Annotated in this window: 14 protein-coding genes; 10 read left to right on the top strand and 4 right to left on the bottom strand. The window is 39.3% G+C overall.

Features of this window, described 5'->3' with window-relative positions:
- Position 1 precedes the first annotated feature (1 nt).
- Genes murB through QAI40_RS07815 form a run of 5 tightly spaced genes read left to right on the top strand, consistent with a single transcriptional unit; the run spans position 2 to position 5,915 of the window.
- Positions 2-922: a UDP-N-acetylmuramate dehydrogenase gene (murB, locus tag QAI40_RS07835; protein ID WP_299980141.1), complete on the top strand. Its 921-nt coding sequence runs from the start codon at positions 2-4 to the stop codon at positions 920-922.
- The gene (locus QAI40_RS07830) at positions 915-1,796 is read left to right on the top strand and encodes a cell division protein FtsQ/DivIB (protein ID WP_299980139.1); all 882 of its coding nucleotides are present in this window, start codon (positions 915-917) and stop codon (positions 1,794-1,796) included. Before murB ends, QAI40_RS07830 begins: the two co-directional genes overlap by 8 nt.
- 1 nt (position 1,797) lies before the next feature.
- On the top strand, positions 1,798-3,024 hold the full coding sequence (ftsA, locus tag QAI40_RS07825; RefSeq protein WP_299980136.1) for a cell division protein FtsA: 1,227 nt from the start codon (positions 1,798-1,800) through the stop codon (positions 3,022-3,024).
- Positions 3,025-3,041: 17 nt separating this feature from the next.
- Positions 3,042-4,265 (top strand): cell division protein FtsZ, encoded by a 1,224-nt coding sequence (gene ftsZ, locus QAI40_RS07820; protein WP_299980133.1) that lies wholly within the window; start codon positions 3,042-3,044, stop codon positions 4,263-4,265.
- 3 nt (positions 4,266-4,268) lie between these two features.
- A complete protein-coding gene (locus QAI40_RS07815; RefSeq protein ID WP_299980130.1) occupies positions 4,269-5,915 on the top strand; it encodes a radical SAM protein in 1,647 nt (548 codons plus the stop codon).
- Between the two features lie 28 nt (positions 5,916-5,943).
- Here the strand turns inward: QAI40_RS07815 and QAI40_RS07810 are convergent, their stop codons facing one another.
- Positions 5,944-6,273, bottom strand: a complete 330-nt coding sequence (locus QAI40_RS07810) for a phage holin family protein (RefSeq protein WP_299980127.1) — start codon at positions 6,271-6,273, stop codon at positions 5,944-5,946.
- 447 nt (positions 6,274-6,720) lie between these two features.
- Here QAI40_RS07810 and QAI40_RS07805 point away from each other — a divergent pair, with 447 nt between their 5' ends.
- From QAI40_RS07805 to QAI40_RS07795, 3 genes are all read left to right on the top strand, one after another.
- Positions 6,721-6,927 carry a dodecin family protein gene (locus QAI40_RS07805; RefSeq protein WP_299980125.1) on the top strand — a complete coding sequence of 69 codons (207 nt, stop codon included), beginning with the start codon at positions 6,721-6,723 and terminating at the stop codon, positions 6,925-6,927.
- 523 nt (positions 6,928-7,450) lie between these two features.
- Positions 7,451-8,104 carry a lactate utilization protein gene (locus tag QAI40_RS07800; RefSeq protein ID WP_299980122.1) on the top strand — a complete coding sequence of 218 codons (654 nt, stop codon included), beginning with the start codon at positions 7,451-7,453 and terminating at the stop codon, positions 8,102-8,104.
- Positions 8,105-8,322: 218 nt separating this feature from the next.
- Positions 8,323-9,243, top strand: a complete 921-nt coding sequence (locus QAI40_RS07795; RefSeq protein ID WP_299980119.1) for a manganese-dependent inorganic pyrophosphatase — start codon at positions 8,323-8,325, stop codon at positions 9,241-9,243.
- A gap of 75 nt (positions 9,244-9,318) precedes the next feature.
- On the opposite strand, the gene QAI40_RS07790 is transcribed toward QAI40_RS07795, so the two are convergent.
- Entirely contained in the window at positions 9,319-11,385 is a 2,067-nt protein-coding gene (locus QAI40_RS07790) for an RnfABCDGE type electron transport complex subunit B (RefSeq protein ID WP_299980116.1), read from the bottom strand.
- Positions 11,386-11,598: 213 nt separating this feature from the next.
- On the opposite strand from QAI40_RS07790, the gene fdhF reads away from it, so the two are divergent.
- Both fdhF and QAI40_RS07780 read left to right on the top strand, forming a co-directional pair.
- Complete coding sequence (gene fdhF / locus QAI40_RS07785) at positions 11,599-14,367, top strand: formate dehydrogenase subunit alpha (protein WP_299980113.1); 2,769 nt, start codon at positions 11,599-11,601, stop codon at positions 14,365-14,367.
- 284 nt (positions 14,368-14,651) lie between these two features.
- A complete protein-coding gene (locus QAI40_RS07780; RefSeq protein ID WP_299980110.1) occupies positions 14,652-15,608 on the top strand; it encodes a hypothetical protein in 957 nt (318 codons plus the stop codon).
- Here the strand turns inward: QAI40_RS07780 and QAI40_RS07775 are convergent.
- Positions 15,595-16,536, bottom strand: coding sequence for an RluA family pseudouridine synthase (locus QAI40_RS07775; RefSeq protein WP_299980107.1), 942 nt, complete (start codon positions 16,534-16,536; stop codon positions 15,595-15,597). The genes QAI40_RS07780 and QAI40_RS07775 overlap by 14 nt on opposite strands.
- A 68-nt stretch (positions 16,537-16,604) precedes the next feature.
- Positions 16,605-17,129: a CarD family transcriptional regulator gene (locus tag QAI40_RS07770; RefSeq protein WP_299980104.1), complete on the bottom strand. Its 525-nt coding sequence runs from the start codon at positions 17,127-17,129 to the stop codon at positions 16,605-16,607.
- Between the last annotated feature and the right edge of the window lie 199 nt (positions 17,130-17,328).

Genomic DNA, 17,328 nt, shown 5'->3' with positions numbered 1-17,328 from the left:
CATGTTAAAAACAGACAACACAGCACATTCAACACTGGCTCAAAATTTTAACCTTCTGGTTGATGAGCCGTTGAAAAAATACACCTCGTTTAAAATCGGAGGCCCTGCTGATCTTCTTGCACTGCCAAAAGATAAACAAGAATTGAAAAAGCTGTTGAAAAAAGCTTCGGAACTGAATATTCCGGTTACTCTTTTTGGGGGCGGCACAAATCTTTTAATTACCGACAAAGGCATACGGGGTCTTGTGGTTATCACCAGACAATTAAAATCTGAAATCCGTATAACCCAAACAGATTTTCATGAAAAAACCATTTATGTTGAAGCTGGAGAACGTTTATCAAAAGTCTGTCAGGTTGCCATCACGCACTCGCTGTCAGGACTTGAATTTGCCGCCGGAATCCCCGGAACCATCGGGGGTGCCATTATGATGAATGCCGGAACTGAGTCAGGGGAGATGTCAGGCATTGTTAAATCCATTGAAGTGTTGAACAAAAAAACCTTGGAGACTGAAACCATTGAAAAAAAAGATCTTGATTTTTCTTACCGCCAACTCAATCTGGCCGGTATTATTACAGCAGCAACATTAACATTAAGAAAAGGAACCTTAGAAAAAATAGAAAAAGCTTTTAAACAAAACCTTAGCCAAAAAAATGCAACGCAGCCTGTTTCCTTTGCAAGTGCCGGATGTTTTTTCAAAAATCCAATCTTAGGAACGTCTGCCGGGGAGCTGATTGAAAAATCCGGACTTAAAGGAATGAGAGTCAATGACGCACTAGTGTCTGAAAAACATGCAAATTTTATTGTAAACACCAACAATGCAACCTGTGACGATATCCTTTTATTAAAACAGCATATCCAGAAAACCGTATTTAATAAATACCATATTAAACTCGAAACAGAAGTGAGGTTGGAAGGTGAGTAAAAAAATCAAACCAAACAAGTATAAACCTGTGACCAAAGAGGGTGAGATCCTGAAGTCCGATTCAGGAATCGTCATTGATTTTTGCATCAAATGCATCATGACTGTGGCCTTTATCAGTATCTTAAGCCTTGCCTCTATCTTTATTTACGATTTTATTACTCAATCAGACTTTTTTAATATTAAAAAAGTAGAAATTTCAGGCACAAAACGGATCTTTAAAGACGATATTCTTAAACTTGCAAACTTAACCGGTGACGAGAATATTTATGGGCTCAATTTATTTACCATTGAAAAACTCATTGCTTCTCATCCCTGGATTCAGTCAGCTTATGTAAAAAGGAATCTGTCATCTGTGCTTTCCATATCCATTATTGAGCAAAAGCCCTTAGCAATTGTTAAAATCAAAAATCTGGCAGATATTCTAATTAATACCCAGGGCCAGCCGTTTAAAGAATACGATCCTCTTAAGGATCATTTAAAAAACCTGCCAATTATCACCGGTCTTGATCTTACAAATACCAATAACCAGTATGCGTTCAACGGTACTTTGTTTAACTCAATCATGAATTTTTTACAAACAGGTGAATCAGGTAATGTACGGCAAATAAATGGAGATGACCGTACGGGTATCACCATTGAAGCCAACGATATCTATAACCGGTTATCTTCTTACGAACAAGGAACCGTTCAAATCAGACTGGGATTTAATAATTTTAAAGCAAAACTGAAAAAAGCAAAAAAAATAAGCGACTATATTGATAAAAACTTTCCAACAAAAACAATCTGCGCCATGGATCTTTTTAATATTAAAAAAGTATTTATCAAAACAAAAATGAACGATGCTCTGCACAACAATTTAGAAAAGGGGGTCTGATTTGCAGGGAAATGAAAAAATAATCGTAGGCCTGGATATCGGCACAACAAAAATTGCTGCTGTAGTCGGAGAGATACTTGAAGATGAGATAAGCATTATAGGCGTCGGCTCCCATCCATCCACCGGGCTTCGTAAAGGATCTGTCGTCAATATCGAATCAACTGTGGATTCAATCAAAAAAGCGGTTGAAGAGGCAGAACTCATGGCTGGATGCGACATCTCTTCTGTTTACGTGGGAATCGCAGGGAATCACATCAAAGGGTTCGATTCCCACGGGCTTATCGCTATCAAGGGCCGTGAAATTACAAAACAAGATGTTGACCGTGTCATCGATGCAGCAAAATCTGTGGCGATCCCGACCGATAGAGAGGTCCTTCATGTCATCCCCCAGGAGTTTATTGTTGATGATATGGAATCCATTCAAAATCCTGTGGGCATGACAGCGATCAGGCTTGAAGCTAAAATTCACATTGTTACCGGCGCTGTCTCTTCAGCCAGAAATATTGTGAAATGCTGCAACAAGGCAGGTTTCGAGGTTTGTGACATCGCCATTGAATCCCTTGCCTCCGGCGAAGCCGTTCTCACAGACGAAGAAAAGGAACTGGGATGTGTAATCGCCGATATGGGTGGTGGTACAACCGACCTGGCCCTTTTTAAAGATAATAATTTAAAATTTATCTATGAACTTACTCTGGGAGGGCATAATTTGACTAATGATATTTCCATCGGTCTTCGAACCCCTCTTCCAGAAGCTGAAAAAATAAAAATTGAACACGGCACCTGTGTACCTGAAAATGTAAGGAACGGTGAAACCATCGAAGTTCCGGCTGTAGGAGGAAGATCGCCCAAAAAACTTTCCAAGGGGATTCTGGCTGAAATCCTTGAACCCAGGGTAGAAGAAATTTTCTCTCTTTTAAAAAAAGAACTGTTCTCCAGCGGTCTTGAGAATTCATTTCCGGCAGGATTTGTCCTTACGGGTGGAAGCGCGGTTCTCAACGGGATCACTGAAATTGCAGAATCTGTTTTCAATGTACCGGTGAGAATCGGCGAACCCAATAAAATTGGCGGCCTGAAAGATATTGTTAAAAACCCGGCCTATGCGGCTGGTGTCGGACTTGTCCTTTTCGGTTCCAGTGCAAGATGCAAAATGGGTTTTAAAAACATGGAAACTCAAGGGTTTGACGGAGTATTAAACAAAATGAAACAGTGGTTTAAAGATATAATATAATTTTTAGGGAGGTGGATATGACTTTTTCTTATGTAGAAAACGAAAATTCAGCAAAAATTAAGGTTATTGGTGTTGGCGGTGCCGGCGGCAATGCAGTAAACAACATGATTGATGCAAAACTCAAAGGGGTAAAATTCATTGCTGTGAACACCGATATCCAGGCCCTTGAAGCCTCAAGGGCTGAAGTAAAAATTCAGATTGGAAAGGATCTGACAGAAGGACTTGGCGCAGGAGCTAATCCCAATACAGGCCGGGATGCAGCTTTAGAGAATATAGATGAGCTGAGGGAAGCTTTAGAGGATAGCCACATGGTTTTTATCACTGCCGGCTTCGGTGGCGGGACAGGAACAGGGGCTGCCCCGGTTATTGCCGGAATCTGTAAAGACCTAGGGATATTAACAGTAGCCGTTGCGTCTAAACCTTTTTCTTTTGAAGGCAAAAAAAGAGAAAAACAGGCTCTTGAAGGCCTTGAAAAACTTCATGGGATTACAGATACCGTCATTACGATTCCAAATGACCGACTCAGAGGGATTGCACCCAAAGGTGCCAGAATGGTGGATATGTTTATTAAGGCAGATGAAATCCTTCATCATTCTGTAAAGGGTATTACAGACTTGATTATGATGCCAGGCCATGTCAATCTTGACTTTGCAGATGTCAGAACCACCATGCAGAAAGCAGGCAAAGCATTGATGGGTATTGGTATTGCCTCCGGAGAAAACCGTGCTCTTGAAGCTGCTGAAAAAGCGATTTCCCATCCGCTTCTTGAGGATATCTCCATTTCAGGTGCAAAAGGTGTATTGATGAACATCACATCAAGTTCTGATCTTACCCTGGACGAAATGACAGAAGCATCAGATCGAATTTACAAGGAAGTTGGAGATGATGCGGATATCATCTGGGGTCAGACATTTGATGATGAAATGGGAGATGAAATGAGAATTACAGTAATTGCTACCGGTATTGGAACTGAAGATCCCAAAGTATCCGGTAACATCCACCATTTTGATCCTCTGGTTCAGCCTATTGCATATCAACAACCAGCCGACCCAATTGTAAGAGGACAGTTAAGAACCCCAACCCAAGATGAGCTTGCAAACTGGAATGAATTTGACAACCCTGTCACCGTTAAACATAAAAAAGCTGTCGGCGGTGATGATATTATGGATGATTACGGTACAATACCATATGATAACGATGATTTGGAGGTGCCGACATTTCTTAGAAGAAAAGCCGACTGATAGATGAAAAAAAGGCCCAAAAATGAGCTCGTTGAACAGGGGGCTATTGTTAAAAAAAACAAAGGCCTGATAAAAACAGCTCTTGTTTATCCCAACACTTATAAGGCAGGCATGTCGTCCTTAGGATTTCAAACCGTTTACAGGATTGCAAATCAGATAGACAATGTGGCATGTGAAAGGGTCTTCTGGTTGGACCCGAAACAAAAAAATCGACGCCTTAAAAGCCTTGAAACCGGGTTAAGCCTTGATCAATTTGATATCATTCTGTTTTCAATATCATTTGAAAACGATTTTACACATCTTGTCCAACTCCTTGGAGAAGCAGGCATCCCCTTGCGATCACCCGATCGAAACCATATCCACCCCCTGGTGGTCGCAGGGGGAGTCGCCTGTTTTTTAAACCCCGAGCCCATCGCCCCCTTCATGGACTGTTTCCTTTTGGGGGAAGCAGAATGCCTGCTGGAAAAATTTTTTAGTGCTGTTTCAAAAAAAACCGACAGAAAATCCTTTTTACAAACTCTCGAAAAAAAAATACCCGGCGCATATGTTCCTTCCCTTCACACTGACAAAAATCCATTTCAAATCAAGGTGCAATACCTTAAAAATCTTGACATGGTTACAACCAGCACCTGTATTCTCACCTCCGGAACAGCGTTTAGGGATACCTTCCTTATCGAAACCCTCAAAGGCTGCCCCCATGGCTGCAGGTTCTGCAGCGCAGGCTTTATTTACAGGCCGCCCAGAATTTACCCTGCCAAAAATATCCATGCCGCCATGGATAAAGCTTTCGGCAAAACAGATAAAATAGGTCTTGTCAGTTCAGCGATTGCAGATCATCCTGAAATTACAAACATTTGCAACTATGGTCTGAAACATAATTTCAAACTGTCATTTTCATCAATCCGGGCTGACAAACTGACGGATGAACTTATTTGCGCACTTTCAAGCTCAAAGGTCAAAACTGCAACCATTGCCCCGGAAGCAGGTTCGACACGGATGCGCAATATTATTAATAAAAAAATTGAAGATCAGGACATCCTTTTTGCCACCCAGAGACTGGTCAATGCCGGTATCATCAATTTAAGGCTATATTTTATGATCGGGCTTCCCTTTGAACAGGACAGCGATGTTCACGCCATCGTAGACTTAACAAAAAAAATAAAAACGGTTTTTCTTGAAGCCTCAAAAAAGAAAAAAAAGATCGGAACCATTACCTTAAGTGTTAACCCGTTTATTCCGAAACCCAGCACCCCGTTTCAATGGACAGCCATGGAGGATGAAACCACATTAAAACAAAGGGTGAATATTATTAAACAAGGCTTAAAAAAAATCGCCAATGTAAAGGTGAACTTTGAATCATTGAGAAAGGCAAAAATTCATGCTCTTCTTTCTCGTGGTGATCAGAAAACTGCAGACATCATAGAATCTGCATTAAAGGTTGGATGGGTCTCTGCCATAAGAAAGAATAAAGCATATTGTAATTCAGTTATCTATCAGGAAAAACCCATCGATACTCCCCTGCCCTGGGATTTTCTTGATACTCGAGTGAAAAAAGAATTCCTTGCAAAAGAATTTATACAGGCCAAACAAGAAAAAAAAACTGCGGCCTGTCCTATGATAGACTGTAAAACTTGCAAAACCTGTATTTAAAAAAAGAGCCCTTCTTATTTTTATTTCCTTAAAATATCCATTTTATTAACGAATCCACAATGGTAATTAAAAATGCGGCAATGACTGTGGTAAAAATACCCTTAATCTCAAAATCTTCTATAATTTTATCTGTCAGCCAGAGAAGAAATGCGTTAATCACAAACTTAAATAACCCAAAAGTAATAATAATAAACGGAAGGGTTAAGAGGACCAGCAACCAACCGGTTAAAAAATTAATAATACTGTAGACAAGCGCTACTATAATTGCCGTAAAAAAATTCTTAATCCGAATTCCCGGAAGCAAATTAGCAACTAGAAAAACAGCAACACTTAAAATAAGAATGTTAACAATAAACATTGGATTTCCTTTGATAATAAAGTTATACAGCCATTCTTCCCACTATAAATTTAGATCGTTTATTTTAAGCAAATAAAGACAATTTAGTCAATCGTTTCATACAGCAAGCAGGCAGTATTCCATTTGAAACACAAATCCCCATTTCAAATAATATACAGGCAAGATCCTATAATTAGATATGGAATGTACCGATAAATTAAAAATTTGAAACCTTCCAACACCACTCTTTATTGATAAAGAGATCCCCCTATGAATAAAATTCTTGATGCGCAGGTGATGTTATTTCGTTGTTCTGGAAATACTCTATTCTCTTTTATATAAAAATCACTTTGCAAACCGCTTAGATATATGTATCATTAATCAACGGGCTCAATAATTTTCTAACCACATTTAAAATTGTAGCAAGCTTATTTTTAAAACCATTTTAACCTTTGAAAGGAGATTGTCATGGAAAAAAGCGTTTACAAAATGATTGAGGTGGTAGGATTCTCAGAGACTTCTTGGGAAGATGCTGCTAAGGTAGCCGTTGCAGCTGTTGACAAATCTGTACGCGATATGCGTGTAGCTGAGGTTGTCAAGATGGATATGCGTTTGGAGGATAATAGAATCGTGGGTTATCGGACCAAATTAAAAGTATCCTTTAAGCTTGAATAATTATTACATCAAAGTCAGATAAAACAGGAATATTTATCATAAAATTGATTTCGCCCCTGAAATGTTCGTGATTGTGAGGCAGTCTTTGTCCTAACAAGCAACACGACACTTTGGGGGGGGTAATTGTGTCAAATGATTAATCTTTAATCTCGTAAAATATTTCATTTGAACCAAAATTCTGTTCGCTGCCCATATAACACTCAGACATGGTCCTTATATCCCCCTCAATCTGCTCTTTATTCCCATGTTTTTTTAACCTTTGGTAACGCTGTTTTCTATTTTTAATGGGATATTTTCATCAGCGTGGCAGGTGTTATAAAAACAGATGGATGGATTTGTGGATTGTGATTTTTATATAAGTAGAGGGTTCATGGGTCACCTTTGTTTGTGTTAATATCCTAAATAGAATTGATTTTTTTATTATATAAATTTAAAAACACTTTATTTCCAACAAGAATTTTTATTATTATCAAAACCGAATTACACTAACAGACAAAATTAAATTCTAAAGAAAGGAAAAAAAATGAAGAATCCAATTGATAACTTCTGGAAACTTAAACTTGAAGATGTAAAAGAGTCGCTTGAATCAAATAATTTTGAAGTTTTTATTGCTGATAATGCAACGGAAGCTTCAAAAATAGTTTTAGAAAATATCATACCTGCAATAGATATCAAAAGGATATCATGGGGAGGTTCCATGACTTTTGTAGAAACGGGTCTTTATGATAACCTTAAAGATCAAAAGAATTTTGAGGTTCTTGATACCTATGACAAATCACTATCTGATGATGAAAAAACACAATTGAGACGAGAAGCGCTTTTAACAGATTTTTTTATAACCGGGACTAATGCTATAACTGAAGATGGATACCTGGTTAACCTTGATATGATAGGTAACAGGGTTGGTGCACTTACGTTCGGCCCTAAAAATGTTCTGGTTCTCACCGGAAGAAACAAGATTGTTCCTGATATAGAATCTGCAATGGAACGGATTAAAGATTTTGTTGCCCCTGCTAATGTTATGCGTCTTGATATGAAAACTCCCTGCATTAAAACCGGAGTCTGTTCCGAATGTAAAAGCAGCGCCAGAATCTGTAATACATGGACAATCACACAAAAATCTTTTCCAAAAAAGAGAATTAAAATTGTGTTAATAAATAAAGACCTTGGATTATAAAAAATATTTATTTAACTGAATTGCGAATAAGATTATGGATATGTGGTTGGCGCCTGATCATAGATATTTTAAAATTTTCCTTGTTTATATTGCCAATTAATTCTATAAAATATTGCGGTTTTTGTATAGAGATTAAAACAAATAAAAACATAAGATGATCATAAAAGTTTTAGATCATCAAAGCATAGAAACAAAAATAAAAAAACTTAGGAGGTTTTATGTCAATTTTAGTATTTGGTCACAAAAATCCAGATACAGATTCAGTTTGTGCGGCGATTGCACTTGCAAATCTTAAGAAAAAACTGGGTGAAGATATTGTTCCTGCAATGCAGGGAAAATTAAACCCTGAATCTAGTTTCGTACTTGGAAAATTTGGTGTTGCAGGACCCGAAGTTATTACTTCTTATGCAGGAAAAGATGTATATCTCGTGGATCATTCCGATCTTACCCAGAGCCCTGACGATCTTGGTGATGCCAACATTCTTGGTATTGTCGATCACCATAAACTTGGAGATGTAACTACGGGACAGCCTCTTGAATGCTGGATATGGCCTGTTGGCTGTACCTGCACGGTTATTGCGTCCATGTATAATTATTTTGACATTGAAATACCAAAAGATATTGCAGGTATTATGCTTTGCGCAATTCTTTCCGATACAGTCATTTTCAAATCAGCTACCTGTACGGATACTGACAAAAAAATATGTGCCCAGCTTTCTGAAATCTGTGGTGAAAGCGATCTGGAAACTTTAGGCATTGAAATGTTTAAGGTTAAATCTGCTGTAGAAGGTACCCCGATTCGCGACCTTGTTCTCCGTGATTACAAAGATTTTAATATGGGTGGAAAAGGTATTGGTGTCGGACAGCTTGAACTGGTTGATCTTTCAATTGTTGACGGTATCAAAGCAGATCTTGAAAAAGATATTCAAACCCTTAAAGAAGAAAAAGGCCATCAGAGTGTATTCCTTATGCTGACGGATATCATGAAAGAAGGCACGGAACTTTTGATTGCTTCAGACGATGACTCTATCGTTGAAAAAGCGTTTGGCGTTGTTCCTGCTGAAGGGAAAGCCTGGCTGCCCGGCATTATGAGCCGTAAAAAACAGATCATTCCTGATCTTGAAAAAATTCTTGGTTAAGCAATAAAAAACAAGGGCCTGGGATGAAAATTTATCCCGGGCCCTTTATTTTTTACGTTTAATCTTAACTTTATCTTATCCGGCTGCCTTGGATTTTTCATAACAGACAAGACCGCATCTTAAGCACCTGTTCGCTTCAGCCTGTGCTTCCTCTATTGAAAAGCCCGTTGAAAATTTATCTGTAGACCCTTTTTCGATTTTGCTCAATTCCATAATGTTTTTTGGAACAATATCAACATTGTTCAACAATGCAACATCCTGAAGCACGGATTGTTCCGTTATAAATTTGGAAGACTCCTGGAACTCAATTCCATACATCAGGTTATGAATTGCAGCAGCAGCTTTTCTACCGCCATTGATAGCTGCCACAGCAGAAGAATACTCACTGATGACATCTTGATTTGAAAGCAACCCCAGTTCTCTGTTTGCATCCGGTTTTTTCTGCAGTTCAACACCTTCCCAAACTAACGGCCCGTTATTTGCTGTATCCTCCTCTTCCTCTTCCTCTTCCTGTTCCTGTTCCTCATTTCTTACAGGCATAAACACAAGCTCCGGAAATCTTCCTGAACCTATGATCAGCATATCTGTATCAATAACATGTTTCACGCCTGTATCAAGTTCTACACATTCAATTGCTTTTAACTGTCCGTCTTCACCGGTTACTTTGGTGACCCCGGCATTATAAATAATGGTTGCGCCGGCATTGGACAACTTATCAATGGCTTCCGAGTCAAAAGAAGAATCATCCGGGTATTTTCTTGAAATAACGGTTATTTTCTTTGATCCGTTTTCTTTTAAAATATCAACGGCATCCGGTACGCTGATGCCACCGCCTGCAATCACGACGTTTTTTCCTGATGGTACACTGATATTCTTATCTGATTTACTTCTTAAAAGATCGATCAAAAGATATGCCCCGGGGAAAACCGTTGCCGCCCGATCAATATCTCCCCTTGCAAGCCTGGAATCCCAACCGCCGGTAGCGGTAAAAACGGCATCAAAATTATCTTTTAAAAGCCCTTCAATGGTAAAATCCATACCAGCCTTGGCATTTGTGTGGATACTTACACCCATTTCTTTCACACCCTCAATATCCCAGTCAAGCACATCCATGGACAATCTTTCCCTGTCAATGGCCTTACGAAGAATACCGCCCAAAGAATCAGTCGCTTCAAAAATCGTTGGGTCATGCCCGAGTCTTGCGGTGAAAAATGCGGATGACAATCCTTCAACACCACCGCCAATGACCGCAACTTTTTTCCCTGTTGCCGGTGCTTTATAAGGCATTACCCGCTTGTTCTGATTCATTTCATAATCACAGACAAACCGTTTTAAATGATTTATGGCAACCGATTCGTCTTGCATAAGTCTTCTGCATTTAAACTCACATGGAGCCGGGCAAATCCTTGAAATAACAGTTGGGAAAGGATTTCTTTCCTTTATTACTTTGACAGATCCCTCATAATCCCCTTCTTTGATCAGCCGGATATATTCTTTAATATCTATACCCGTAGGACAGGCCCTCTGACATGGGGTAATACACTCTTCCTTTGTATATTCTCTCATAATCCTCCGGGTCACGGATGTGAGCCGGATAATATTTTTGGGGCAGACCCTTTCACAGGCTCCGCACCCCGTACATTTTTTCTGATCAACCTTAGGTAAACCATCACTGCCTATGGACAAAGCACCAAACATACACGCTTTTACACAGGTCCCAAGTCCCAGGCACCCGATCCTGCAGACCTTCATTCCTCCGAACAACAACGCGGCTGCCCTGCAATCGGTCACACCAAGATATTTATATTCCATATCTGCATCATCTTTGCCATAGTAGCATCCGGGTCCTGCAAATTCAGGTTCCTTATCCGAAACAGATACACCCATAATCCCTGCAATAGCCATGGCCACATCATCCCCGGCAGCCACACAGGAATTCACATCTTGAACTCCCTTTACAATGGCTTCTGCATTGGCATTACACCCTGGAAACCCGCACCCGCCGCAATTGGCTCCCGGCAGAACATCGTCAATGGCGACAACCTTTGGATCTTCGTATACATAAAAAGTTTTTGAAGCAATCACTAATACAGTACCGATTGCAACACCAAGTCCGCCCATCATTAAAATAGATTGAAACATGAATATATCCTTACGGTTTGTATTTCTTGTTTACTCATTTTAATATTAAATAATCCACTACTGTATAAACACTTGAAAAATGAAAAGTCAATAATATCAATAAAATTTATTTTATTTGCTACATTGACATTAATTGGCCGACAGTGTACAAAATTATTCGTTGTCAGGGCAAATTGGTGAAATAACTATAAAATCATATCCGGGAAAATAATCATGGAACGTAATATTATAGCAATAAACGAAAATGAGTTGACCTTTGAACCTGGTGAGACAATTCTTGAAGTTGCGCAACGAAATAAAATTGATATTCCCACTCTGTGCCATTTAAAAAACACGATTCCAACCACGACATGCAAGATATGCCTGGTTGAAATAAAGGGTGAATCCGATCTGGTTGAATCTTGTGCAACAAAAGCCAAACAAGATATGATCATTTTTACGGAATCTTCAAAGGTTATAAAAGCACGTCAGAAGAATATCAGCAAACTTCTGGCTTCAGGTAATCATAATTGTGCTATAAGAGATTTTGATACAAATGACTGGACATCATTTCAACTTTCTGTCCTAAAAAGTGACGGCAAAGAGGATCTTTGCCCGGTTTGGGGTGATTGTGAACTCCAGGACCTTGCTTACCGGTATCAGGTCATAACACGCGGTATGCCGTTAAATGAATGCAAATATGAAACTGAACGTGCCAATCCTTTTATTATCAGAGATTTTTCACGGTGTATCCTTTGCGGAAGATGTGTAAAAGCCTGCCGGGAAATCCAGGTAAACAATGCCATTGAGTTCGGTTACAGCGGAAAAGATCTTAAAATCATAGCAAAAAACGATGCTGTTTTAAAAGATTCTGACTGTGTCTTTTGCGGTGAATGCATCCAGGTCTGCCCTGTCGGTGCTCTCGTGCCGGATAAAGCTTTCAGAGACGGCAGGTTTACAGATACAAAAAAAGTTAGAACCACTTGTGCCTTCTGCGGAGTCGGATGCCAGGTTGATCTTTTTGTCCAGAACAATAAAATTGTTAAGATTGATGGAGCTGACGTTGACCTTCCGCCAAACAATGCAAGTCTTTGTGTCAAAGGCAGATTTGGATACGAATTTGTTGCTTCTCCCAAACGGTTAACCAAACCTTTAATTAAAAAGGACGGCAAACAGGTTGAAGCATCATGGGATGAGGCACTGGATCTTGTGGCCCGGAAACTTGGCTCCATTAAAGAAGAATTCGGTCCGGACAGTCAGGGTTTTCTGACCTCTGCCAGGATCACCAATGAAGAAAACTATATTGCCCAGAAATTTACCCGTGCCGTTTTGAAAACAAATAATATAGACCATTGCGCCCGCCTGTGACATAGCTCAACCGTAGCCGGTCTGGCTGCAGCATTTGGAAGCGGTGCAATGACCAACACAATCGCAGATATTGAAACTTCTGACTTGATACTGGTAACAGGCTCCAATACAACTGAAAATCATCCTGTTCTCTCAAGTTTTGTTAAACGGGCCGTCTTAAAGGGCAAGAAACTTTATGTAATCGACCCTCGACGGGTTGGTCTTACCGACCATGCCAATAAATGGCTCAGACAGTTTCCCGGTACGGACATTGCCTGGATCAACGGCCTGATGCACGTCATCATAAAAGAAAATCTTCATAACAAAAAATTTGTTGAAGACCGAACAGAGAATTTTGAAGCCCTCAAAGAAATAGTTGAAAAATATACACCCGACTATGTGGAAAATATCACAGGAATCAAGGCAGACGACATTATTGAAGTTGCAAGGCAGTTTGCAAAAGCTTCTGTAGCATCTATTTTATACTGCATGGGAATTACTCAGCATACCTGTGGTACGAACAATGTAAAATCCCTTGCCAATCTTTCCATGCTTTGCGGGCACTTAGGAAAACCAGGTGGTGGCGTGAACCCATTGCGTGGTCAGAACAATGTTCAGGGCGCCTGTGATATGGGTGGGCTTCCAAATGTTTTTACCGCATATCAACTGGTCAGCAATGATGAGGCCAGAAAAAATTATGAAAAGGTATGGAACACAACAGGCATGTCAGCAACCCCGGGATTGCCCGTGACGGAAATGATTCAAAAAGCCTTTGAAGGAGAGCTTAAATCACTCTTTATTATTGGCGAGAACCCCCTGGTTTCCGACCCGGACCTTAACCATGTACGAAAAGCTCTTGCCAACCTGGACTTTTTTGTTGTTCAGGATATTTTCCAGACAGAAACCACAGCAATAGCTGATGTAGTTCTGCCGGCAGCCTGTTTTGCTGAAAAAGACGGTACATTCAGTAATACGGAACGGCGGGTTCAACGGGTCAGGAAAGCAGTGGACGCACCCGGCCAAGCAAAGCAGGACTGGGAAATCCTTTGTGAAATTGCCCGAAAAATGGGATATGAGATGTCCTATGAAAACAGCCAGGACATCTTCAAGGAAATCGCATCTGTCACGCCTTCCTATAAAGGGATTACCTGGGACAGAATCGATAAAATCGGCATCCACTGGCCCTGTCCCGATGAAGCCCATGAAGGAACTCCCATTCTTCATACCACTCAATTTACCAGAGGCAAAGGCATGTTCCATGCAATTGACCATACCCCGCCGGCTGAAGAGCCGGATGAACAATATCCCTATATCCTGACAACAGGAAGGGTATTATACCACTATCACACCGGAACCATGACCATGAAAACAGATGGGCTTAACATGCTCTCACCTGAATGTTTTGTGGAAATATCTTCGACCGATGCAAAAAAAATCGGCCTTGATACGGGATCTATGGTGGATGTGTCGTCCCGCAGGGGTAAAATCAGTGCAAAACTGAAAGTATCCTCAAAAGCAGTGGATGGAACCGTTTTTATTCCATTCCATTTTGCCAAAGCTGCAGCCAATGAGCTGACAAATGCAAAACTGGACCCAATAGCAAAAATACCTGAGTTTAAAGTCTGTGCCATAAAGATTGAACCTGGCACAGTTTAAAACTCCATTACAATATTGAATAGGTGAAGGGTATCACACCCTTTGCCTACTTAATATTTTTCTTTACAGAAACCTGACTCCTGCATAATTCATCTTAAGTATACATTGATACTTTTTAGCATCAATAATTAGAAAGATATCGGATTATGAAAATACAAATTATAAAAGAAATGATACTGGGTCCCAGACAGCTGACATTTGGATTTGATAATAACACCCAGAAAGAACAAAATTTTGTAATCTCCTGTATCGTCGAGCAATTTGAAAACCACGGACAGGTAGTCTTGGATAAATTTGTTGCCCATGTAAAGGAAGTGCATGATTTGGCAGAAATTGATACGCTTCAATATATTTTCTGGTCTGCGCAAGAATTGAAAATACATTTTAGAATTGATGGTAAAAATATTACTCCTTTTGAAACCAAACAAATTTTACTCCAATCTCCAAAAAAAAATGTGAAAATAATTACAAACAAAAATGTGAAGAATTCAATATTTAAGGATGCCACAAGTTTTTATCAAAAAATATCCAAGAAAAATGATGACAATGATCAATATGACTTTGCCCGTTCATTGTTATCGGATTTAAAAAAATGGGAAACCAGCCTTTGTTCATTCAAACCCATTGCTCAAAAACCATTTTATCCGGGCTGCAAAAAGGTTAATAAGCATTTGCAATCATTAAAAATATTATTGGCCAAACAAGACTCTTATTCACTGATTTACTCTTGTTATGATAATAAAGAAAAAATTGCTGAAATAGCTGATGATGTAAAAATCATTTCAAAATTTTATACAAAGCAGGTTGAATTCTGGGAGTTGTTGATTAAATCGATTGAAGAATTTCGTGCTAACTTATCTGAGATAAAGAAAAGGTCAGAAATATTTTCCGGGTTTAACAGGTTGATCCAGATTTTAGAATCATCATCTCCTTATGATTTGATCACGGAAGCAGAAAAATTATTGAAAATGGTTAGTAACCACAATGATCTAATTGTGCAGGAAAAAACTAAAGCCTGCCGTATAAAGGCAATATCAAAAATAGATGCAATAATTGAAAAACTGGTTAACCTGTTCGATATTTACATTCCTGACCAGGATCAGCGCAATAGGTTCTTATATGCATTGAGAAGTGCAAAAAAAAAGATCCCGCAGACTGCAAATATTAAACAAATTGACATAATTTTATATAATACTGAAGATATGTACGATGATTTTATTGAAGAACTTAAAGAGAGCTAAATAAAATCGGTTCAAGCAAAGCCTGGGTCTGCAAAAAATCTTCGGGCAACTCAGCTTCAAAAAATATTCTTTGGCCTGAATAAGGATGTCTGAAAGCAAGCTGCCAGGAGTGAAGCATTTGCCTGGGAGCCAGACTCTTTTTTTTGCGGTATCTTCTGGGCTGATATATCCGGTCTCCAATCAACGGGTGGTCAATGGCATAAAAATGCACCCTGATTTGATGGGTTCTCCCGGTTTTTAAAAGTGCCTCAATCAGACAGGCTGCTTTAAAGTGCTTTTTGACTTTCCAGCATGTTCTGGCGGGTTTCCCATCTTCATGGCTTATAGCCATTATTTTTCTTTTCACCGGATGCCGGCCAATGGGAAGATTGATTTCTCCCTGATCGTCAGGAAAATTTCCGGAAACCAGGGCGAGATACTTTTTCTCCACACGCCGCTGTTTGAATTCTTTTTGCAGAAAATGTAAAGCCTTTTGAGTTTTAGCAACAACCATTAAACCGCTGGTATCTTTATCCAGTCTGTGAACAATACCAGATCTAAATCGATCTTCTCCAACCCCTTTTATTTTTGGTTCATGAAACAATAATGCGTTCACAAGAGTTCCGGTCATATTTCCCGGTGCGGGGTGGACCACCATCCCCGACTTTTTATTGATAACAATAATATGATTATCTTCAAATTCAATATCCAGATAAATTTTTTCAGGTAAAACTGTAGCATAAATGTCTGCATCAGGGATAATCCCGGTAATGATATCACCTGATTTTACCCGAAATCCTGGTTTCTTTTTTTTATGATTAACAAGGATATCGCTGTTGTTTATCAGAATAGCGGCCCTGCTTCTGGAACAGGCTTTATAAAAACCGGAAATGACCGTATCAAGGCGGGTATCTTTTTGATCATCATCTATGTTAATATTTACTTTCATGAACCAAAAAACCGGCGAACTATTTATTTTGCCCGCCGGTTTTCAAATTTGTTTAATAATAAAGGGTATTAGTCGAAAAGACTCTCAATCTCCTGCATCATTGCTTTTTCGTCAATATCTTTAGCGGTAGACAGCTCTTGAACCAATAAATTCTGAGCTGTATCAAGAAGCTTGCGCTCACCAAAGGAAAGATCTTTTTCAAGCTTTAACTGGAAAAGATCTCTGAAAACTTCAGCAACATCATAAATGGAACCGGTTTTAATTTTATCCATATATTCCCTATATCTTCGATTCCAGGTCTGATTATCAGCACCTTGTGCTTTTTCCTGCATAACCTTGTAGACTTCAGGAACCTCTGTTTCAGGGATAACATCTCTTAAGCCCACTGATTCCACGTTGGAAGTCGGAATCATGATCACCATACCATTTTCCACGATCTTCATCATGTAAAAGTTCATGAAGTCACCATTTATCTCCTTTCTTTCAATTGACTCGATGTAGCCAACACCGTGCGCAGGATAAACAGCCAGATCGCCTTTGGAAAATTCTTTTTTGGTTGATGTTACTTTTTTTACCTTGGTTTTTTCGCCCATTTGATACCCCACCTTTTTTTAAAAACAATTAGCCCAATCTAAGTAGAGAACCATATTTTAACAATATTGTCAATGAAATAAAAGCAATTCTCGGTCACGTACTATTTTCAAATTTAGCGCACCTGTTTTTTTTATCGGAGCATACCGCCTTCAAGGTTAACAGGCTTCATGATCTGGATATTAATAAAAAATATGGGGG

Source organism: Desulfobacula sp. (genome assembly GCF_030611305.1).
Lineage (GTDB): Bacteria > Desulfobacterota > Desulfobacteria > Desulfobacterales > Desulfobacteraceae > Desulfobacula.
This window is presented reverse-complemented; position numbering and strand designations above follow the sequence as displayed.